The following is a 20,106-nucleotide window of genomic DNA, read 5'->3' as shown; positions in this document are numbered from 1 at the left end:
CTTGGGAAAGAAACCCAAAATTGCAATCATTGGAGCCGGTGCTTCTGGTTGTTTTGCCGCTCTGCAAATCCATGACGAATTACAAGGGTTATGTGAGATTCAAATCTTTGAAAAATCAAAAGAACCTTTATCGAAACTTCGGATTTCCGGTGGTGGGAGATGTAATGTCACTCATAATCTCTTTGATCCAGAACTTCTTTCGGAAAGGTATCCCAGAGGGAATAAAGAACTTCGTTGGGCATTCGAAAGTTTCCAACCGAAAGACACAATCCTATGGTTTGAAAAAAGAGGGGTCAAACTCAAAGCCGAAGCCGATGGACGAATGTTTCCCACAACAGACAGTTCTGATACCATCATCCAATGTTTTTTAAACGAACTCAAATCTAAAAAAATCCCTATTCACTTTGAACAAGGATTAGTTGGTATATATTCCAATCAGGGTGCAGACCAAACACCAAACTTTCGCGTTTTATGGGAAGGGGGCTTGGAAGAATCATTTGATCTTGTAATCTTAGCTACTGGTTCCAACCGAAAGGTTTGGAGTATTTTGGAAAAACTCGGACATACCATCGTCAATCCAGTTCCCTCTCTATTCACTCTCACTTTAGAAAATACGGATCTCATCGAACTCACAGGCCTTGTGGTTCCGTATTCCGAAATCAAAGTATTACCCAAAGGCAAACCGCAGAAGGGACCCGTGCTCATCACCCATTGGGGGCTCAGTGGACCCTCTGCCCTTAGGTTGTCTGCTTGGGAGGCTCGCACTCTCTTTGAAGCCGATTACAAAGTGGACCTCTCCGTCAACTGGATTGGTGGAAAATCAACACAAAGCATCGAAGAAGATTATTTATCGAAAAAAGAAAAAACACCGGCAGAAAAACTCAGCCCCGATCCCGAATGGAAATTGCCATCCCGATTTTGGGATTGGATTCTAAAAGAATCGAAAATTCCATCTAATAAACGTTATTCGGATATTTCTAAGGCAGAGATTCGGGTTTTAAGTCTTTCTTTAACACAAACCAAACTTCGAATGGTTGCTAAAGGAGTTTTTAAAGAAGAGTTTGTGACAGCAGGAGGTGTTTCTAGAAAGGACATCCAATTCCAAACGATGGAAAGTAAACATTGTCCTGGTCTTTATTTTACTGGTGAGGTGATTGACGTAGATGGAATTACAGGTGGTTTTAATTTTCAGAATGCCTGGACTACGGCGACAATTGCAGCCCGAGGCATTCGTAAAACAATAGTTACTTGATCTTATGGATTTGAATGAAATCTACAGTTTGTGCCACAGAACCCGGTGCACCGGATAAAATTACCACTGTATCTCCCGATTTTAATTTTCCTTCCGACTTTAACGTTTTACTCATAAAAGCAATCATATCGGGAAACTTATCCATCATAGGCATCACATAGGTTTCCACACCCCAATACAATTGCATCTTTCTTGCCGTACCTAAAAAAGGTGTGAAGGAGTAGATCGGCTTTAGGGGCCGAAACTCTGAAGAGAGAAGAGAAGAGTATCCAGATCTTGTAAAGTTGATGATGGCCTTTGCATTGATGGACCTGGAAATGGCTTCTGCTGCACTGCCGAGAGCCGTTCGTTCCACTTCAAACTCGGAACGGTCCATACTACGAAGATGGGATAAATAAATTTCCGACTCTTCTGCGGCTTGGATGATACTTGTCATTGTTCGGACAGTTTCAATCGGATACTTTCCTGAGGCAGTTTCCCCGGACAACATCACGGCATCGGTTCCATCCATAACAGCGTTTGCAACGTCACTCGCTTCTGCACGAGTGGGACGTGGATTGTCAATCATCGTCTCTAACATCTGTGTGGCGGTGATGACTGGTTTTCCTTGTTGGTTTAGTTTTGTAATCATCTCTTTTTGGATGATAGGAACATATTGAGTGTCTAATTCCACACCCAAATCTCCCCGAGCAATCATGATCCCATCACAATTATCGATGATCTCTTCAATGTTTTGGATGGCTTCTGGTCGTTCAATTTTGGCAATAAGGCCTGCATAACTATCTTTCATAAATTGGCGTGCCATTTCCAAATCGCTGGCTCGTCTTACAAACGAAAGTGCGATATAATCCACACCCAGTGACAAAGCAAATTGTAAGTCTTCAATGTCTTTTTCAGAAAGGGCCGGTGCTGAAATGGGAGTTCCTGGAAGGTTGATTCCTTTATTATCTTTTAAGGTTCCTCCAATGACGGTTTCCAAAACTGCTTTTTCTTTTGTTTTGGATTTTACAACAAACGAGAGTTTGCCGTCATCAATCAGGAGTTTATGTCCTACATCGATATCGTTTAAAATGTACTGATAGGTGCAGCCGATCTCTTCTGCAGTTCCCAGAAAATCGGATTTATTATTAATGGCAATTTGGTCTCCGGTTTTGAGTTCTAATGGCCCCGTTCCCAATTTTCCGGTTCTGATTTTTGGACCTTGTAAGTCAGCAAGGATACCAATGGACTTGCCGGACTCCTGCTCGCACTCACGTAACAACTCAAAGATTTCTTTGTGGTATTCGTGGGTGGAATGAGAAAAGTTCATTCTTGCCAAATCCATTCCTGAATAGATGAGATTTAGAATGGTTTCACGGTTAGCAGATGCGGGTCCAATGGTACAGATAATTTTAGTGCGTTTGTTGGGGATTTTGCTGTCTTCCGGCATAGACCCTATTCTTAGCTTTTTTGTTTTTTCCTGCAAGTAAATTGTACGGTTTGAATTGACTTGTGTCATTTTTCGCAAAAATATCATTTTAATGGCATCTAATGCACTCGCTCTTATCTACCATTCTTCGTACAATCTCGAATTGCCGGGCCATGTTTTCCCAGCCCATAAGTATTCTCATCTTTATAACCGTGTCAAAAGGGATCCAGTATATGCTTCCTGGGACATTTTGCTTCCTAAAAAAGCAGAAGACGCAGATTTAGAACTCGTTCATACAAAAGAATATTTAGATGATTTGTTTAGTTACGAACATACATCTCGCACTATGTATTCAGAACTTCCACTTAATCGAAGTATTGTGGAAAGTTTCACGTATGGGGTAGGTGGTACTATTATGGGAGCAGAACTATCTAAAAAGTTTCAATTTGCTTTTAATATGGGCGGAGGATACCACCATAGTTTCCCTGATAGAGCAGAAGGATTTTGTTATTTGAATGATGTAGCAGTTGCTATACGGAAACAAAAAGAAACAGATCCCAATGTAAATGCACTCATCATTGACTTAGATTTGCACCAAGGAAATGGTAATTCATATATTTTTCAATATGATGACAAAGTTTACACATTTTCGATGCACCAAGGTAATCTTTATCCTAAGAAAGAAGTATCTAACTTAGATGTAGATTTGGAACCAAATACGAAGGATGATGAGTATTTAACTGCATTAGAAAAATCCTTAAATCAAATTCGGAAAGATTTTGATTCGAATATAATTTATTATGTTGCAGGGGCTGATCCTTATGAGGATGATTCTCTTGGAGAATTAAAAATTTCCATGAAGGGATTAAAAGAACGAGATTTGATGGTTCGTAAATTTGCAGAGACACTCAATGTTCCATGCGTTGTGACTCTTGCCGGTGGTTACGCTCGTGACTTCCGCGATACTGTCGAAATCCATTTTAATACAATCACTGCGTTTGGTGAAAAGTAATGGGAGTTTTTTCTTCTACAGACAAAAAGAAAAACCAGACCGATTGGTTGGATTTGGATGATTTGTCTTTAGTTGATGTCTCAAAAGAATTAAATACTTCATTAAACATGGAGCCTAAATTATTCAATCGGTTCACTCATTATGAAGTAGAACAGATGTTAGTTAGCGCAGGTTTAATCACTGCTGTTGAAAAACGCGGGTTTCATAATTCCTTTATCGAGTTAGAAATTCTCAACGATTACGACAATCGTATTTATGTGAAGTCGGAGAACAGAAAAATCCTCGTTCACACTCGTTTGAAAGTTTCTCAATTTCAGTTAAAAGGTGACGACGAACATTTTCCTATGATTTATATCGATTGGCTTCTCACTCAAAATATTAATTTTGAACCAGGAGATCTCAAAAAGGAATTATACTTTGGACAAGAATATCCAGGGCTGAATGTTCTCAATGAATTCACGGATTTTATACGTGATCTTTCTAAAAAACTTGGTACTTCCGGCGCTTTTAATGTTCCTGAGTATTTTCATGATGCCGTTTTGTTTTCTCGAAAATTTCGTTTCATTGATCCTGAAAAAGAAGGAACCTTTCGTGCCCTTGTGAGAAATTTTCGTGGAACCAATCTTCGGAGTTTATCCTCCCAAATCCATCAGAACAGAGTTCGTTATGAAAATGGGGAACCTTACGAATGGAAGTATGGAGAGATGATTTCCTGCACGGATGCGTATTTAGAGAAAAAGGTTTTCCATGAGGCTTATTTTAAGAAAGTAGAGGAAGTGAAAGAAAAACTAAAATTCACATTGGTCTCAAAATAGCCCTCCTTAAAGCCGATACTATAGTAGATGTCCGAATATTCTTTTAAACCCGAGATTCTCATCATAGACGATGATACAGAGATCTGCGAAACTCTAGAGCTCATCATCAATGGATTAGGATATTTTGTCCGGTACTTTACAAATCCTCTCCAAGGTTTGGAATACTTCGAAGGGGAACGAAATCCCATCGTATTCTTAGACGTCAATATGCCACAAACTTCGGGACTCGATCTTTTGCCAAAGATCAAAGCCTACGATTCCAAAACCCAAGTTCTAATGATGACAGGGGAACACGACATCCAAACCGTTGTTTCCTCACTTTATCATCGTGCTTCCGATTTTATTCTAAAACCCTTTCATACAAAATCAATTGAAGCGGCAATTTCCAGGGCATTTGAATATTATAATTTTCTAAAAGATAAAGAGTCGATGGACGAATCGATCAAACGAGATCTTCGTCTTGCTGCTAAAATCCAAACGAGAACTATGAATTTACCTCAAATAGGTCATAAAATCTTTTCTGAGATCAAACCCGTGAGTTTTGTATCTGGTGATTTTTTTCAAGTTTTACCTTTGGATGAAGACCGCACTTTGATTTTGATGGGGGATATCGAAGGTCATGGTGTGACTTCGGGACTTATTGCCATTCTTATGACTACCATTCATAAAGAACTCGTGCGAACCACGACTATTTCTCCTTCTGCTTTACTCTCTCGTTTGAATCGGGAACTTTGTAACGAAATTGGTACTCACAGTATGACAGCGATTAGTCTTGTCGTAGACCATCCCAAGAAAAAAATCACTTACGCAAGGGGAGGGCATCCGTTTCCTCTCGTATTCCAAAAAGAAAGTCGTGCTCCTTTGATATTACAAGACCAGTCCGGTCAAATTTTAGGGATTCTGAAAGAGATGGAATTTGCAGAAAATGAAGTCCAAGTGGAAACGGGAGACATTCTCTTTTTGTATTCGGACGGGTTACTAGCTTCCAGTACCCATCCTTTGGTTCAAACTCTAATCCAACTTCCTGGAGGGCCCACCCGAGTCGAAAATATGAAAACAGAAATTACAAACTACATCCAATATTTAGAAACATCCTCTAAAGCGTCGGATGACATATCTTATTTGCTTCTAGAGATTTAATGTATTCGATATTGGTTTTGGTGGCCTCGGTTAAAAATTGACCGAGTACATCTTTGGATTGAAAACTTCCACTCATAAAACCTTGTTTCCATTCCTTTCGGTGGGCGTTCATTTTATTGATGATCTCTCCCTTTTTGGGAAAATCACAAAGCCTCTTTGTGATCATTTCTCCTTTATAAAATAAAAAATCACCCTTTGCAAAGAACTTTTTATCTTCCTTCGGTAAACTGTCTACATATGGTTTGTTTTCTGTCACATAACTTTGAATTGTCGTTTGGGTCACTTCCCAAAGAATTTCTTTGTCGGGATTTGATTTGTTTAGAGTGATTGCTGACAGGATGACCATCACGGTTCCGAATAGAAAAGGCGGAATCCATTCCAGAGAGATCTCTTTCGATTGGATCCAAAACTGGTGTGCGAGAAAGGTAATGGGTAACCAGTAGAATCCCATAAGATCCCAATCCGCAGGAAATCCTAATTGTGGGTTGTGGAAAAATCCATGGAGAAAAAATGCAAAGCCACAAACAAAGATGGTTTTGGTTTCAGGCCTTTGGATAAAGGCCTTCCATTCCTTTTTGAAAAAGAAAAACTGATAGAGTAAAAACAAAGTAGCTACCGATGCATTCCAATACAAAACCGCAAGGATTTCCTTGATATGATTGAGGGATACAAGTCGATTTTTTGGATAAAAAGGTGGATGGATTAGATGTGTACTATTGCGATCAATGGATGGATCATGCAAAAATAAAAAATATAAAAACCAAGGAAGGAGAATACTCAAACCCAAACCACCACAAAGGAGTAAGTGTTTTATTTTTTTATCTTTTGGCGAATGTACAAACCATAAGTAAATTAATAGAAGCACCAAATATCCAGAAACCAAATGGAACAACATAGAAAGGGCCACAAGAGCAGTCGCACCATATAACAAAAGATCGTTGTCTTTTGGATTCTTTACATATCTCGAAACAAAAATATATAAAAGAAGATGGCATGCGGTTACCAATGTATAGTTTTCAGCGTATCCAAAGGTGAGTAAAATTCCCCCTGATGATAGTAAGATGAGGATGGATAAAGAATTGGATTTGCGATTTTTTTCAGCGGTCCATAAAAAACCAAAAAGCATTCCGATCCCTGCGAGTTGAGATAAAAAAGTGTAAGCAATTCTTGGATCTTCCGAAAAACCAAAACTAGAAAGTAGGTTTGAGGTCTGACTATGAAGAACAGTTTCGAAAATTTCATCCAAAGTGAATTGAAATCCAAAGAGTTTGGTTTCTAAAAGATTGGTTTCGAGTAGAAGGAGTCCATCGCCCCAATCCATATTCCGAATGGGGAATGATACCAAACAGATAAAGAAAAGAAATGCTAGAATCCAATTCGGAGGAGAGTCGGATCTCCACTCATTCACCAAATGAATGTTATCTCTTTTTCCATACAAAACAAAGGATTGGAGGAGGATAAAAAAGATAGAAATGGAAACATAACCGATTTTTTCTCCCGGAAGGAACCAGAGTTTTGTGGGTAAAACTTGAGAACCTAAAAGGAAAAGATAAGGAAGGTATAAAAATACTGTTTTCATAAGGATTCTTTTAAATAATACTCTTTTGGGATTTCTTTTACTGCGATGAAAGGAAAATGTCCTTTACGGATATTAAAAAACATAAGTTCGGGAAGGCTATAAAATACAGATTCCGTTCCTTTGGAAAAACGACTTCCTTTATCGAAGGGCGCACTGAAGACCCCCATTCCCGTATACCCAATCCCATAAACTGCATTGGCCATACCTAAAAGGGGACGGTTCCATATAGTTTCTTCAGTAAAAAATAAGAAGGGATGATCGATGGGATTGGTTATATAAATTTTTGAAGTGGGAACAAAGCTTTCTTGAAAATGTTTTTCCGTAAAGTTAGCTATTTTTTTTCTCTTTAGGTTTCGGTAAGAAGGATAAACTTTTCTTTGTTTGGTGCCAAAATTGGATTTCATTTTCCAAGCCGCCACGGAGGGAATGAAGTTTAGACTGATGACATGACTTGATAACGGATCCCAAAAAGTTTCCGATCCAATACTTCCTTCTGGAAACATTTCATTCATATAACGAAAGAGCTCAGATGTACAATTTTTATGAGTGAGATTATAGGAATACAGATTTTGAATTCCTTCGGTATAGGATTCATAGTCCTCTTGTTTTTTTTGGATCTTTGTTTCTTCCACCCAGTCCCGATTTTTGAACTGATCTTTATATGGATTTTCTCCAACCCAATTGAATTCAATTCCTTCCTGTGCCTCCGCCGCTCCGGATTCTAAAAAACTTTGGTAACGAACAAGAAAGGATTCCCAATTAAAAAATTGAAGAGGATGATAACCAGAAACAAAAATCTTTTTTTTCAATTGGAATAATTGAACGTATTCGTTTTGTTTGGTGGAAAGAACAGACTCCGGTAAATCGACCATGGGAAGATAATGAAACCCATCCAAGTTCTTTTTGGGGAAAACAATGGTTTTTTCCTGAATGGATTTATTGATATAAAGAATTCGGAAGAGTAGGGTCATCTCTTCCCAGTCGTTACAATCTGCACCTAAAACACAGGATCGTAAGTCTTGTACTAAACTACTTTGGTATCCTTTCCATACTTTGATCTCTGCTTCGTTTAAGTGGAACTCCGTACCATTCAATTGTATAAAAGCAGGCTCGTAGAGTAAAACTGGATTCAAAAGAAACAATCGAACAAAACTTCTTTTTTCCGCAGTTGCCAATCGTTCGGTATCTGTTTGGATGCTGTGGATGAGACGATAGGGAGAGTCGGTCTTGGGTAATAATTCTCTATTGTTTGTTAGTTGATCGGGCTTGGAAACTTCTTCCCAGTTAACACTAGAGCGCTCCAAACGTTTTTTCTCCTCCTTGGAAAATGAAAAAAGTGCAGGTATTGGAGAAATGGGATCTGGTAAATTTGTGAAATAACCAAAGCCTGAGATGAGTAATGAAGATTGTTTCTTATCTGCCGAAGTAAGTGAGGTTTCCCATTCTTGTTCTAATTTCTTTTGGTTTTGGATATGGGTCTCTTGCACCAAATAGAGTTCGTTCCATTTTTGTCGTAACAAACGTTTGGCAGGATCCGATAGTTCCCACTGATAAAACTCTATATTACGATTTTGAACCACGCCATACTGGAATCGAAAGTCTTCCCATGGTTCCCGAACCAGATGAAAGATTTTGTCTTCAAAGGAATATTGGAGATGATACACTCGGTCGCCAAACCGGAGTGCCGAATGTCCTCCACTGGACTGACCAGAATTGGAATCTATGTATAAAAACCCGTAAGGATTAGAGTTTGATTCTGAGTATAAAGGAAAAAATAAGAAGAGAAAGGTAAGTAAAAAAAAGAAGGAATGGGCGGTTTGACCCCGCCCAAAGACGATCTGGATTATAGATTGTACCCGTTTAAGATTAGTTTTGCGACTGTTGCATTTTGTTTTGCTACGTCTGCTGTTACTTCTTTCATTTCTGAAGGAGAAAGTTTTGCTTGTTTTAGTCCTTGGCCAATCGCGATGTAAGTAGCACTGTTAGATCTCCAAGCTACAACACCGTGAGATTTTGCGATCGCAGAAAGTTGGTTTTCCAATTCTTGTTTTTGGTTTTCGTAACGAATTTGTAAAGCAACACTAGCAATTACATCTTCTTTATACTCGTTCATTGCTTTTTCTTTTCCACTCTCGGAAATAGAAGAGATACTGTTCGAAATAGATTTTACAAGGGCAGATGTCGAATCAGATACTGATACACCCAAACGACTTACGCTACCAGAAGCAGAATCTAGGAAAGAACAGTTGTTAAATGAAATTAGCACCGCCATCACAGAAACGATACTTAAATGTTTGATCATACGCATAAAAAACCTCTTACGACGAATTGCAAAAATTTTAAGTCCATTTTTGAACCCGTCAATTAATTTTCTCGATTAAACAGCGACAACAACGGAACCAAAAGCCGGCAGAGTGGTTTCAAATTGACCATCTACGATCCGGAGATCTACCGTAGTTCCAGTCCAAAAATCTAAAAATGGCGCTTTGGTTTTGAGACCTTGTGGTATCGTGATCCGAATGGTTTTTTCTTCTTCTGTAGGATTCCAAATTCCCAGATACCCTGCTGGATTGTAGAGGGCCGACGGAAATTCTTCTTCAAAAATACCAATCGGAACGGGTGTATAAGCCTGGCATTCTCTATTCAATTGGAAGGCTTTTTTCAAAAGATCCAAACGATCGTTTTCTAACTTAGTGAGATCATCAGATACCAGTAACATTCCACCTGACACTGCCATGACGGAGGCCATCAGTTTGGTTTGTGCTTCGTTCATTTTGTTTCTTTTTTTACGAACAAGAAGGCAATCAGGATCATTCAACCAAAGATGTCTGTGCATGGAAGCACGAGTGATGTCGTTGATGAGGGCAGTTCTTGTACAGAGTGCGTTTCTATCTTTTAAGAAAATACGTAACTTCTCCGGATACCAAAATGGTGCCACGTCACAAGAGATTCGCATTCCGTCAAAAATTCCGACTGATGGCAACATGGGTGCCCCACATCCGAGTAAAAAGGTATTTTTACCAACCACTTTTCGAATGAGTTCGAGTGCATTTCGATAACGGGCTTGCGGCGACAAACTTTTGTTATATACATCACCAGGAAGGAGACCTGCATAAAGAAAGTCCAACTTTAAGTATGGATATCCCCATTCTTTGACAATCGTAGAAAACACTTTTTCCAAATAAGCAAGGGCCGTCGGATGAGTGATGTCTAGAGCATAAGTATAACCTTTACCCCAAAGTGGTTGGTAGATGGCAGGAACTGGTTTTCCGTTTTGGTCTTTGAGAATGGCTTCTGGGTATTTACGAAAGAATTCGGATTTTTTTCTGACTAAAAAAGGAGCAAGCCAGATCCCAGGTTTTAGTCCCACTCGTTTGATTTCATCAGCAAGGATTCGCATCCCTCCTGGAAATTTATCATTTGGTTCCAACCAATCTCCGATTTCTTTTTGGTATCCATCGTCAATTTGGAAAAATTCAAATGGTAAATTCAACTCTCTAACTTTTGTTAGATTATCCAAAATGGTTTTTTGATCAATCTTAGTATAATAATAATACCAAGAACACCAACCTGTAGGGACTTTTTTTGGTAAGTTTCCTGGGCCTTCTTTATTTCCTAGTTCTTCAAAGTATTTGGCGAGTTTGCCTTCTGGATTTCCTTTGAAACTGAGGACTTTGATTTTTGCGATGCTTAGTTTTGCGTTCGGACGAAGGTCGGGCAAACACTGGAAGTCATAAATAACTTTAACGGACGTTACATCCGCCGACTCTCCGAAAACCACTTCAAATTTGGTTCCGAATTCTCCTTGTTCAATAGGAGCATACAAGATCCCATTTTTTGTTTCTTTGTTAAAAACAAGAGTTAAGTATTCGGAGATAAACTTACCCACTTTGGATTCGTGTTTGGAATATATATTCTCTTGTGAGTATTGCAAAAAAGATAAAAAAGGCGGTTTGTCGACGTTTGTACTTTCTACCTTTCTTGCGATGGACCAGGACTGGTATCCATGTTGGAAAAGGGAATAACCCCCACCTTCCGGTAGGATGGATAGGTCGAGTTCCAAATGGTCCACGGAAAAACCCACTTCGGGTCTTGTGGATTCCCGCCAAATGAGTTTGGGACTGAGGACCGTACCCGTTTTTGGATCGGAGCTAGACGTAAGTAATAGTTCGAATTTTTTACATTCGGATTGGTAAACCCCTGCCTTAACGGGAAGGAAGTTCGAAATAGTGACGGAATTATGAACTCTGTATTGAATTTTCATCTTGGAAAAATCTATTTGATGATTTTGCTAGGGTAGTTTCCATAGTAAGCCATTATGACCCAAAAACGTTCAACTATAAAACCAGTCGTATTACAAGGAGATCTGAACGAAGATTTTTTTGAAGCCTTTAAAAAGGATGACCGGTTGGCTGTGGATTGTGAAATGATGGGGCTCAATCCCAGAAGGGACAGACTCTGTGTCGTACAAATTTCCGATTCCAAAAATAAAGTCGCTCTCGTTCAAATTCTCCCGGGACAAACAGAAGCTCCTCATATCCAAAAATTATTTGAATCTAAAGACATCACAAAGATCTTTCATTTTGCAAGAATGGATATGACCTTTCTTCGAGCAAGGCTCGGGATCAAAGTACAAAATGTATTTTGCACAAAAATCGGAAGTAAACTCGCAAGAACCTACACCGACAAACACGGGTTAAAAGAACTCATCCGTGAATTTTTCGAAGAAAATATCGATAAAAAAAATCAAAGCTCCGATTGGGGTAAAAAGATTCTTACGAAAGACCAAGTGGACTATGCATCTACAGATGTTCGGTTTTTAATTGCCCTCGAGTCCATTCTCACTGAGATGATGATCCGTGAAAACAGGTTTGCAATTGCGGAACGTTGTTTTGCCTTTTTGGAAACTCAAGTGGAATTGGATCTTTTGGAAGTGCCAAATCTTTTCGAACACTGATGGCAAAAAAACAACTTCCCCAATACCAATGTAAATCCTGCGGAGATACTTTTAGTCGTTGGGCAGGAAAATGTCCATCCTGCGGGGAATGGAATCAAATCGATGAAGTGACAAATACTTCAACGGGTCGGTTTGATTCCCCCGTTTCCCAAAAACCAAAAGACAGAAGGTATACCGATCCCAAATCCATTGGCTCTGTGGTGAGTGATGCTCACATTCGTACGACCACTGGATTTAGCGAATTGGATTTGGTTCTTGGTGGGGGGATTGTTCCCGGCAGTTTAGTGTTAGTTGGTGGGGAACCGGGAGTGGGAAAATCCACTCTTGTTCTCGAGATTGCCAAAAACATTGCAAACGAAGGAAAGGTTTTATACATTTCTGGGGAAGAGTCGGCTTCTCAAATTGGACTTCGTGCCAAACGAATGGGTGTCACCTCCGAAAACATTTTACTTTCTTCTGAGGTGTATGCAGAAAATATCTCACAAATGATTTCTGACTTAAAACCAAAAGTGGTTTTTATCGATTCCATCCAAACCATCTTAAAAGAAAGTTTAGTCAACCAAGCAGGGACGATCACCCAACTCCGTGAGTCCTCACAAATCTTTTTAGAAACCGCCAAACGAACTTCCGTGCCCATTTTTCTTATTGGTCATATCACCAAAGACGGACAAATTGCTGGCCCCAAAGTTTTAGAACATTTGGTGGATACGGTTTTATATTTTGAAGGCGATAGATTCAATTATTATCGAATTTTACGGGCCGTTAAAAACAGGTTCGGAGCCGTGGGAGACACTGCCATATTCGAAATGGTATTTGGCGGGTTAAAACAAGTTTTGGATCGCCATCGATTGTTTATTTCTCCGGAATCAGAAGAACGCTCTGGAAGTGTTTTGTCTTCTGTGATGGAAGGATCACGCGCGATTAGTGTCGAAGTACAGGCGTTAGTTACGAAATCCTCTTATGGACAAGCGCGTCGTATGGCAGAAGGACTCGACAACCGCCGTGTGATTTTACTTTCCGCGGTTCTCGAAAAGTATTTGGGATTTCCATTATCCGAATCAGATATCTTTAGCAATCTTGCGGGTGGTCTTAGCATTGACGAACCGAGCCTTGACTTAGCCATTGCGGCCTCCATTGCTTCCTCCTTTAAAGACAAACCAGTTTCCAGAGAGATTGGGTTTCTAGGAGAGGTGGGACTTTCCGGAGAAGTGAGAAGTGTGGGCCAAATTACTTTGCGCCTGAAGGAACTCGCAGGAATTGGAATTTCCAAAGTCTACATTCCACAAGGGAACTTCAAAGAAGTGGATGGAGTTTTTTCTTCTTTAGAACTCACCCCTGTTAAACACTTACAAGAGTTAGGTTTTTAGTTTTTTTAAATCTTCACATTGGCACTGCCAATGTATTTCCCTTTATCTCAAGAGTTTAGGTTTCATTTGAAACCCAATCTTCCTATCCACTTATGGACAAATTGATACTTCCTCTATTCGTAAATCATCATTAAACACTATACCTGAACTGAGAGTGGGGGAAGCATACAAACCAAAGTGTGCTTGTTCGAGGACTCCGCACCCGCCAGAAACATTGGCTGTGGAAATCAAAGTTCCATCCATCCAATCCTTAGCCATTCCACCGGTAGGCGAAAAATCTAAGCAGGTGGTGAGTTTTGTCCACTGTCTCTGTGGAAAACTAAGGGCTGTGTTTTGGTAATTGTGTTGGCTTTGGTTATGTAAGGGAACATGCATCAAATAAGCATAATTTTTGGAATCAATATTGATAAGCACCACCCGCCTCCAAAGGTCACTGGGATCGGCAGAGTAAGTAGCAAAACTAAACCAATCAGCTGTACCCGGCAGACTTATATCTAGATAAACATAAAACTCGATTAAAACTGGGGTCTTAAATCCACCTGACGGAAGTTTGTTGAGTTGGATTGTGGGATACCCTCTATGGTTACAATTCTGAGGGTACAAACAAGAGGGACCTGCCGTAAGAATGGAGGCTTTGTGCGAATAGGTACCGGTGCGTTTTTGTTCGGTGCTTTGCCCATGGGTGGCAGCAGATTGATAAGGGGAAGGAACTGAATAGAATGAAGCAAATTCTGCGGTGGATTCAAAACTCGTTTGGAAGATCCTTGCATTCTGGGTTTTGTTCAGTTGGTCACTCGTACAAGTGATGGTGGTTGCAGCTTGGTAAGCGAGTACCGTTCCGAGAAGGACGTCTGTCGTTTGGCCTTCTGCTTTCTTTTGGCATTGGGTTACAGCCAAAAACATTCCCAAACAGATCCAGATAGGATGGAATTTTTGGATTTGGCTCATAACGATTTTCATCTTTGGTTTTAGACGAACTAAGTCCAGAAATCTCCTTCCTTCTCCTTAGGCAGAACCCTTGGATTGTGTCCAAATGGTTTCAAAAACTTCGGTACTTACGCTAATGAATTCAAAATGACACCCAAAGCGTACATTTTGACACAATTGTCTTGACAATTTCCGTACGTTTCGTACTGGTTTGTAGATTGTTCAGAGGTGATTTATGAACCAAAAAAAAAGAAACCTTGTTTGCCTCATCGCCCTCCTTGTCTTTGCGACGGGTGTGCATGCTGGTGCAAGGAAGACAGTGTATCCGGTTGTGTTTGCTCACGGGCTTGCCGGATTCGACAACTTACTGGGATACTACTACTTTGGTAACGACTACGGTACCTTTGTCGGAGACCCTTGTGATGAGTTATTGGAAACTGCTTGTAACGGCAATATCCATTCCGGCCAAAAGGCATTAGCTGCCAGTGTCACTCCCTTCCAATCTTCGGAAGTGCGTGGAACACAACTCGCCGACCGCATCCAAAACTACATGACCTCCACGGGAGCCACTAAGGTAAATATCATTGGTCACTCACAAGGTGGACTTGATGCGAGAAAAGCCGCGGCAGTTTTACGTGCTCGTTACGGAAGACAAGTGGTTCATGTCATGGTTTCTGTATCCAGTCCTCATAGAGGATCACCGACTGCTAAATACATTTTAGACTTAGGTCCTGGAGTCACTTCTGTCGTCGATGCCCTTGCGAAACTTTTTGGAAATACAATTTATGGTTCTGGAAATGATGGAGTCGCAGCTGCAAAACAATTGGTGTATAATGATTATTCTTCCACTGATGGTGTGACTACGGGAATGAAAGCATTTAACAACAATTATAACGTAGATGCCAATACCGCAAATTATTGGGCATCCATCATCACTGCGCAAGATAGTTTGAATACAAACCCTGCTTTGTTTTTGTTGAAAGAAGGGTTCTACAATATCGATGGTGATGGTTATTGTGTCGATGATTGTGATAACGATGGTGCTGCAGGGAAAGGTGACGGAACCCGCGGAAATGGTGACGATGATGGTGTTGTCGGAATCAACTCTCAACAAATGGGGAATCGTTTGCAATACAACGAATGTGCACTTTGTTTTGATACCATTACAGTCAATACAGGTTTAGGTTATGTTGGTAACTTAAATGCACCAACATCAGCGCAAATGACATCAAAAGCTTCTGTTGTGAGCCAAGATCACTTGGATGTGGTAGGTGTTCCACCAGATACATTTAGCGAAGAAGAATTTTATGCATCCATCTTAGAGTTTATCGTAACCAAAGGCGGTTAACGTAAGATACATTGGCGGTATCCATTTGCCGCCAATGGTGTCTTATCCAAAAAAATCAAATAATACCCATTCATTTTTCATTATGATAAAAAATAAAAAAATCTTATACATTGTTCTCATATCAGCATCTGTTCTTTTCATTAGTATTCTTTTCCTTCGTTCTGGAAAAGATAAAAACCAAAAAGACTTCGAATCCATTTTATCCGAAGGGAAAACTTTTGATTCCCGCGAACTTCCTTCCTTACCAGAAGATTATTCCGATCACAAATTAATGGAATACTCCGTCGAGGAGATCGCAAGGATTTTGCAGGAAAAATATGGGAAGAACATAGATAACCCTGCGGCTCAAATTGCGATGATCGAAGAGCTTATGAAAGACCTTCCCAAACTTTATCCCAATGATTGGGTTCGTGTGTTAAATCAAATTCTTGGATTTGCTTTTCCAAATAAAGTTTTGGAACTGATGCGAATGTCAGAGAATCTTTATAACTACAATCGATTTAGAGAATCAAACATGAGTAAGGTGGGTCTTTTGTCTGATGAGGCCAGAAGGCAAATGATTTGGAAAGAAAGGTATCGTTTGTTTGGAGAGAAGGCAGATCAAATTTGGTCTATGGAAAAGAAAATGACAACCATTGGTGATACTTTGAAACGAATCAAAGAAAGCCCCGCCGGAAATTTAGATGCCAAACTCAGTAATTATTCGCAAACTCTGAAAGAACAGTTTGGAAAAGAATACCCGCGCCTTATGGAAAACAAACGGGACCAGCTCACCGAAGGATTTATGGTCTCGGTTCAAAAAGACTTAAAGGTTCTTTCCTTTGGAGAGAGAAAATCGGCCCTTAGGGAGATCCGCGCCACCATGGGTATGGACAATTCTGCCCTCAGCAGGTGGGACGCCTTGGAGGAAGAAAGGGAGAAGATTTGGCAAAATCAACAAAAGTATTCAGAGAAACGCACCCAACTTTCTTCCAAAAAAGGGGGAATGAGCCCCGAAGAAGAAAGAGAACTGGATTCCCTACGTAAGAAACTCTTTGGAGAAGAGGCAGATATCATCGAAAACGAGGAGGCGAGCGGTTACTACCGGACCCAGGAAGAGAGAACATACGGTGTCAACTAAGAACATTGTTCCGAAACATTTGACTTAATATTGCCATAAGTTATTGACTCATGTCATTCTTGTGGGTTTATATTGTAAAAAACATAGAAAGTTCAGGTGAAATATGAAAAAGAAAATCTTGATTGGGGTTTTAGCGACCCTCCTCTCCGTCCCCACCTCCGGTCTGTTTGCCGGTCCTCTTGATGGCCAGTGCATTGCACTTGTTCATGGAATCCTTGGTTTTGATGATACCCAAGGTCTAGCTGGTGGACTCGTAAAGTATTGGGGAGGCCTTGACGGTTATCTTCGTAGCCAAGGTGCAAAAGTCACCACTCCTGGAAGTTCGGCTACAAATTCCATTCCTACTCGTGCTAGCCAAATTCAGTCTTCAGTGACTACTTGGATGACAGCAAACGGTTGTTCTAAGGTTCATTTGATGGGCCATAGCCAAGGTGGACTTGTCATTCGTTATATGGTATCCAATCTCGGATTCAATGGAAAAACACAAACGGTTACAACTATCAACTCCCTTCACCAAGGGGCTCCAATGGCTGATATCGTTCTGGGAGTGATTCCTGGTTGGTTACAACCTTTCGCAAATTCAGCACTCAGTTTACTTGCTAAGTTAGTTTACCGTGACGGTCGTCCACAAGATGTAATCGCAATGGGAAAATCACTGACAGTAAGTTACGTGAAGACTTTTAACGCAAATTCACCTAACAAATCAGGAATCAAATACTACTCTTATGGAAGTGAAATGGCTTGGGCTGATCTCATCCAACACCCTATCATGGCACTCACTCACCCAATCACTTGGGCTGGTGGAATTTTCTATGGACTAGGTGGTGGTAACGATGGTGTGGTTCCACTCAATTCTCAAAAATGGGGAACATGGAAAGGAACACCTTCTTCTTTTTGGTTTGCTACTGGAATTGACCACTTACAAGCAACGAACTTGGCTTGGAGCGGACAAAACTACTTCGATGTGCAAGGTCATTACCTAAATATCGCAAAAAACGCAAAAGCTGGTTTATAAAAATCAGTTCCAAAAGCCGGATACCAAATCCGGCTTTTTTTATTTCTAAACAATTTCTAATCTAAATTCCTCATTAGGTCTCAAGTACAGTCAGAATGGATTTTAAAAAAATTATTATCATCGTTATTATATTTCTTATTTTCTTCTTGGGTATACTTTACTTTTTAAAACAAGACACAAACCCCAACCAATCAAAACAATCGCTAACTCCTGAAGAACAAATGGCCATGGAGCGAATCGCACCCCTTGGAACAGGTGAAGGTTTTTGGGAAGAAGCAATCTCTCCTTTCCGAGAAGACAGAACCAAACCCTACTTAGAGTTGTTAGATGATTTAAAATCGGGTAAGGTCAACTTTGTTTGGGAAGTTTGGGCACTCAGACGTAAGTGCAAAGCCGAATACACACCAGACCAATGTAATGCAACCATCCTTGCCTATATCGATTCTGAATATGAATCTCCCGATAAAGAAAAGGTAAAAGATTTGTTTTTATCCTACTTTCGATATGAAGAAGAATATCGTAAATGGGAACAACCAACAGATTTATCCTTTGTGGAATTGTATGAAAAAATCAAAGCCAAACGTCGGGATGTCCTAAACGACAAAGCAGATTTGATTTTTGGAATGGAAGAATCGCAAGTTTCCTTTTTAGAAGGGAGCCAAAATTTTATCAAACAATCGGCAAACTTACCTACAGAACAACGGGTAAAACAATTTGAAGACTTAAAGAAAAAAACTTACGGAACCTATTACGATTCTCTCGTATCCAGAGAAGATAAGTTTGATCACTACCAAATGGAAATGAGTCTTCGTGATAAAGATTTGAATGCCATCACTGATCCCAAGGAAAAAGAAAAGTATCTCAATCGTATCGAAACTAAATATTTTGGAAAAGAACGAGCTAATAATTTAGCAGAAGAAAGAGCAAAAGAATCTAAGTTCCATGAGTCTATATCCAAATATGAAGCGAAAGAGAAGGAATTTTTGAAAGAGAATGCCAATCTTTCGGCTGCAGATAAGGAAAAGAAACTGAAAGATTTACGAATTCAATTTCTTGGCTCCGAAGAAGAAGCAGATGCTTATATCAGGCGAAAGAATATAGAAGAAGCGGGAAAATAAAATCCCGCTCGCTTGTTAGTCTTTTCGTGGATTGTTTAGTTCAGTAACGATAACCTATTTGTCGTTTTGACTTAGTTTTTGGTTGTTTGGAGTGGGTTCCGATTTGTATTTTTCGTATGCATTCATTGTATCGATGTATTCATTTCCGGCATTCCAAACAATAAATCCATGACCCAAAGAATCTTTGGCCCCTTGCATTTGCACTTTGATATAGTCGGTATAACTTAATTTACTTGGCCCTACCATCATATTGAAGCCTTGGATCCAAGCGATGGCTTTGGTTCCTTGTTTGGCACGTTTGACAGTTAAATCCAGGCCGTCTTTGATTGTTCCATAAGGGTCTGCCACTCGTTTGGTTAGGCCGTAAAAATGAGAAGGATACAACATAGGATACAATCCATTTAGCTCTTCACTAAATGGTTCCACCTTTTGACCAATCACATCGTTTTCAATGAAAGGCACTCTTCCAAATACATCGGCAGTCCAACGAGTGTCTTTGGAACAACTGTCTTTTGTTTTTTCTTTATGATCTTTGATAATACCAAGAATGGATTCGTAACGTTTTTCATAACTCATACTGAAATTGGTTCCACCATCAGCATAACGTATATAATCCAACTGGATTTCCGGGAATCCTAATTCACAGGCCTTTCTGATGGATTTTTGGATGGAGGCCATAAGGTTTGTGTTAGGTGTTTTTTCTATGAGTCCACCTTCAAAATTGACGACGCGCGCTACCATATAAAAACCAAGTGCTTTTGCCTCTGCTACCTGCTCAGGGGTTGGCGGATGTGGTTGGATGTCCACTACGGCTGCATTCATCCCTGCATCTTTCATCACTTGGAAAAGGAGACTCCAACGTTTTTTATCCCTTATGGTTTTGGTATTGATATAAAGTCCTTCGATGAAATCGGGAGTGATTCCAGAGGAATCGGAATTTTGTCTCTTTTCGATCTTGGATGCTGATTGGCAGGAGATTAAGAATAGAAGGAGAATCGAAGTGGTGAGTTGTTTCATGGTAGTAATGACAAGATTTTGATTTGGTTCG

17 protein-coding genes are annotated in these 20,106 nt (G+C 40.0%); 10 read left to right on the top strand and 7 right to left on the bottom strand.

The window, feature by feature from the left end; all coding sequences use genetic code 11:
• The first annotated feature begins 1 nt into the window (after position 1).
• Entirely contained in the window at positions 2–1,252 is a 1,251-nt protein-coding gene (locus JWG41_RS04155; protein WP_205268688.1) for a BaiN/RdsA family NAD(P)/FAD-dependent oxidoreductase, read from the top strand.
• Here the strand turns inward: JWG41_RS04155 and pyk are convergent.
• Entirely contained in the window at positions 1,245–2,681 is a 1,437-nt protein-coding gene (pyk, locus tag JWG41_RS04150) for a pyruvate kinase (protein WP_205268687.1), read from the bottom strand. The genes JWG41_RS04155 and pyk overlap by 8 nt on opposite strands.
• A gap of 91 nt (positions 2,682–2,772) precedes the next feature.
• Between pyk and JWG41_RS04145 the strand changes: the two genes are divergently transcribed.
• The 3 genes from JWG41_RS04145 to JWG41_RS04135 are packed head-to-tail and all read left to right on the top strand — an operon-like array spanning position 2,773 to position 5,627.
• Positions 2,773–3,672: a histone deacetylase family protein gene (locus JWG41_RS04145; RefSeq protein ID WP_205268686.1), complete on the top strand. Its 900-nt coding sequence runs from the start codon at positions 2,773–2,775 to the stop codon at positions 3,670–3,672.
• On the top strand, positions 3,672–4,487 hold the full coding sequence (locus JWG41_RS04140; protein WP_205268685.1) for a hypothetical protein: 816 nt from the start codon (positions 3,672–3,674) through the stop codon (positions 4,485–4,487). The genes JWG41_RS04145 and JWG41_RS04140 overlap by 1 nt, the downstream gene beginning before the upstream one ends.
• A 27-nt stretch (positions 4,488–4,514) precedes the next feature.
• Positions 4,515–5,627, top strand: coding sequence for a SpoIIE family protein phosphatase (locus JWG41_RS04135; protein ID WP_205268684.1), 1,113 nt, complete (start codon positions 4,515–4,517; stop codon positions 5,625–5,627).
• On the opposite strand, the gene JWG41_RS04130 is transcribed toward JWG41_RS04135, so the two are convergent.
• From JWG41_RS04130 to JWG41_RS04115, 4 genes are all read right to left on the bottom strand, one after another.
• Positions 5,584–7,206 (bottom strand): glycosyltransferase family 39 protein, encoded by a 1,623-nt coding sequence (locus JWG41_RS04130; RefSeq protein WP_205268683.1) that lies wholly within the window; start codon positions 7,204–7,206, stop codon positions 5,584–5,586. The two genes, JWG41_RS04135 and JWG41_RS04130, sit on opposite strands and share 44 nt — an antisense overlap.
• Complete coding sequence (locus tag JWG41_RS04125) at positions 7,203–8,870, bottom strand: hypothetical protein (protein ID WP_332461277.1); 1,668 nt, start codon at positions 8,868–8,870, stop codon at positions 7,203–7,205. The genes JWG41_RS04130 and JWG41_RS04125 overlap by 4 nt, the downstream gene beginning before the upstream one ends.
• 179 nt (positions 8,871–9,049) lie before the next feature.
• Positions 9,050–9,508, bottom strand: coding sequence for a putative lipoprotein (locus JWG41_RS04120; protein WP_205268747.1), 459 nt, complete (start codon positions 9,506–9,508; stop codon positions 9,050–9,052).
• A 75-nt stretch (positions 9,509–9,583) separates the two neighbouring features.
• The gene (locus tag JWG41_RS04115) at positions 9,584–11,470 is read right to left on the bottom strand and encodes a glycoside hydrolase family 36 protein (RefSeq protein WP_205268682.1); all 1,887 of its coding nucleotides are present in this window, start codon (positions 11,468–11,470) and stop codon (positions 9,584–9,586) included.
• Between the two features lie 54 nt (positions 11,471–11,524).
• Between JWG41_RS04115 and JWG41_RS04110 the strand changes: the two genes are divergently transcribed.
• The gene (locus tag JWG41_RS04110) at positions 11,525–12,163 is read left to right on the top strand and encodes a ribonuclease D (RefSeq protein WP_205268681.1); all 639 of its coding nucleotides are present in this window, start codon (positions 11,525–11,527) and stop codon (positions 12,161–12,163) included.
• Positions 12,163–13,530, top strand: coding sequence for a DNA repair protein RadA (gene radA / locus JWG41_RS04105; RefSeq protein ID WP_205268680.1), 1,368 nt, complete (start codon positions 12,163–12,165; stop codon positions 13,528–13,530). The genes JWG41_RS04110 and radA overlap by 1 nt, the downstream gene beginning before the upstream one ends.
• A 90-nt stretch (positions 13,531–13,620) precedes the next feature.
• On the opposite strand, the gene JWG41_RS04100 is transcribed toward radA, so the two are convergent.
• A complete protein-coding gene (locus tag JWG41_RS04100; protein WP_232373668.1) occupies positions 13,621–14,478 on the bottom strand; it encodes a polysaccharide lyase in 858 nt (285 codons plus the stop codon).
• 214 nt (positions 14,479–14,692) lie between these two features.
• Between JWG41_RS04100 and JWG41_RS04095 the strand changes: the two genes are divergently transcribed.
• The 4 genes from JWG41_RS04095 (at position 14,693) to JWG41_RS04080 (ending at position 19,058) form a co-directional block, all read left to right on the top strand.
• Positions 14,693–15,805 (top strand): esterase/lipase family protein, encoded by a 1,113-nt coding sequence (locus tag JWG41_RS04095; protein WP_205268678.1) that lies wholly within the window; start codon positions 14,693–14,695, stop codon positions 15,803–15,805.
• Positions 15,806–15,887: 82 nt separating this feature from the next.
• The gene (locus JWG41_RS04090) at positions 15,888–16,925 is read left to right on the top strand and encodes a hypothetical protein (RefSeq protein WP_205268677.1); all 1,038 of its coding nucleotides are present in this window, start codon (positions 15,888–15,890) and stop codon (positions 16,923–16,925) included.
• 103 nt (positions 16,926–17,028) lie between these two features.
• On the top strand, positions 17,029–17,940 hold the full coding sequence (locus tag JWG41_RS04085; protein ID WP_205268676.1) for an esterase/lipase family protein: 912 nt from the start codon (positions 17,029–17,031) through the stop codon (positions 17,938–17,940).
• A 95-nt stretch (positions 17,941–18,035) separates the two neighbouring features.
• Positions 18,036–19,058 (top strand): lipase secretion chaperone, encoded by a 1,023-nt coding sequence (locus tag JWG41_RS04080; RefSeq protein ID WP_205268675.1) that lies wholly within the window; start codon positions 18,036–18,038, stop codon positions 19,056–19,058.
• Between the two features lie 54 nt (positions 19,059–19,112).
• On the opposite strand, the gene JWG41_RS04075 is transcribed toward JWG41_RS04080, so the two are convergent.
• On the bottom strand, positions 19,113–20,075 hold the full coding sequence (locus JWG41_RS04075) for a putative glycoside hydrolase (RefSeq protein WP_205268674.1): 963 nt from the start codon (positions 20,073–20,075) through the stop codon (positions 19,113–19,115).
• Between the last annotated feature and the right edge of the window lie 31 nt (positions 20,076–20,106).

This window comes from Leptospira chreensis, from assembly GCF_016919165.1.
GTDB classification, from domain to species: Bacteria; Spirochaetota; Leptospiria; order Leptospirales; family Leptospiraceae; genus Leptospira_A; species Leptospira_A chreensis.
Note: the sequence above shows the minus strand (reverse complement) of the source record. Positions and strands in the feature narration are given on the sequence as shown.

Bases quoted from the DNA above. Each gene is read 5' to 3' on its own strand.
- pyk (WP_205268687.1), bottom strand. From the start codon at position 2,681: ATGCCGGAAGACAGCAAAATCCCCAACAAACGCACTAAAATTATCTGT.
- JWG41_RS04080 (WP_205268675.1), top strand. From the start codon at position 18,036: ATGGATTTTAAAAAAATTATTATCATCGTTATTATATTTCTTATTTTC.
- JWG41_RS04135 (WP_205268684.1), top strand. From the start codon at position 4,515: ATGTCCGAATATTCTTTTAAACCCGAGATTCTCATCATAGACGATGAT.
- JWG41_RS04100 (WP_232373668.1), bottom strand. From the start codon at position 14,478: ATGAGCCAAATCCAAAAATTCCATCCTATCTGGATCTGTTTGGGAATG.
- JWG41_RS04130 (WP_205268683.1), bottom strand. From the start codon at position 7,206: ATGAAAACAGTATTTTTATACCTTCCTTATCTTTTCCTTTTAGGTTCT.
- JWG41_RS04110 (WP_205268681.1), top strand. From the start codon at position 11,525: ATGACCCAAAAACGTTCAACTATAAAACCAGTCGTATTACAAGGAGAT.
- JWG41_RS04115 (WP_205268682.1), bottom strand. From the start codon at position 11,470: ATGAAAATTCAATACAGAGTTCATAATTCCGTCACTATTTCGAACTTC.
- JWG41_RS04085 (WP_205268676.1), top strand. From the start codon at position 17,029: ATGAAAAAGAAAATCTTGATTGGGGTTTTAGCGACCCTCCTCTCCGTC.
- JWG41_RS04075 (WP_205268674.1), bottom strand. From the start codon at position 20,075: ATGAAACAACTCACCACTTCGATTCTCCTTCTATTCTTAATCTCCTGC.
- JWG41_RS04145 (WP_205268686.1), top strand. From the start codon at position 2,773: ATGGCATCTAATGCACTCGCTCTTATCTACCATTCTTCGTACAATCTC.
- JWG41_RS04095 (WP_205268678.1), top strand. From the start codon at position 14,693: ATGAACCAAAAAAAAAGAAACCTTGTTTGCCTCATCGCCCTCCTTGTC.
- JWG41_RS04090 (WP_205268677.1), top strand. From the start codon at position 15,888: ATGATAAAAAATAAAAAAATCTTATACATTGTTCTCATATCAGCATCT.
- JWG41_RS04140 (WP_205268685.1), top strand. From the start codon at position 3,672: ATGGGAGTTTTTTCTTCTACAGACAAAAAGAAAAACCAGACCGATTGG.
- radA (WP_205268680.1), top strand. From the start codon at position 12,163: ATGGCAAAAAAACAACTTCCCCAATACCAATGTAAATCCTGCGGAGAT.
- JWG41_RS04120 (WP_205268747.1), bottom strand. From the start codon at position 9,508: ATGATCAAACATTTAAGTATCGTTTCTGTGATGGCGGTGCTAATTTCA.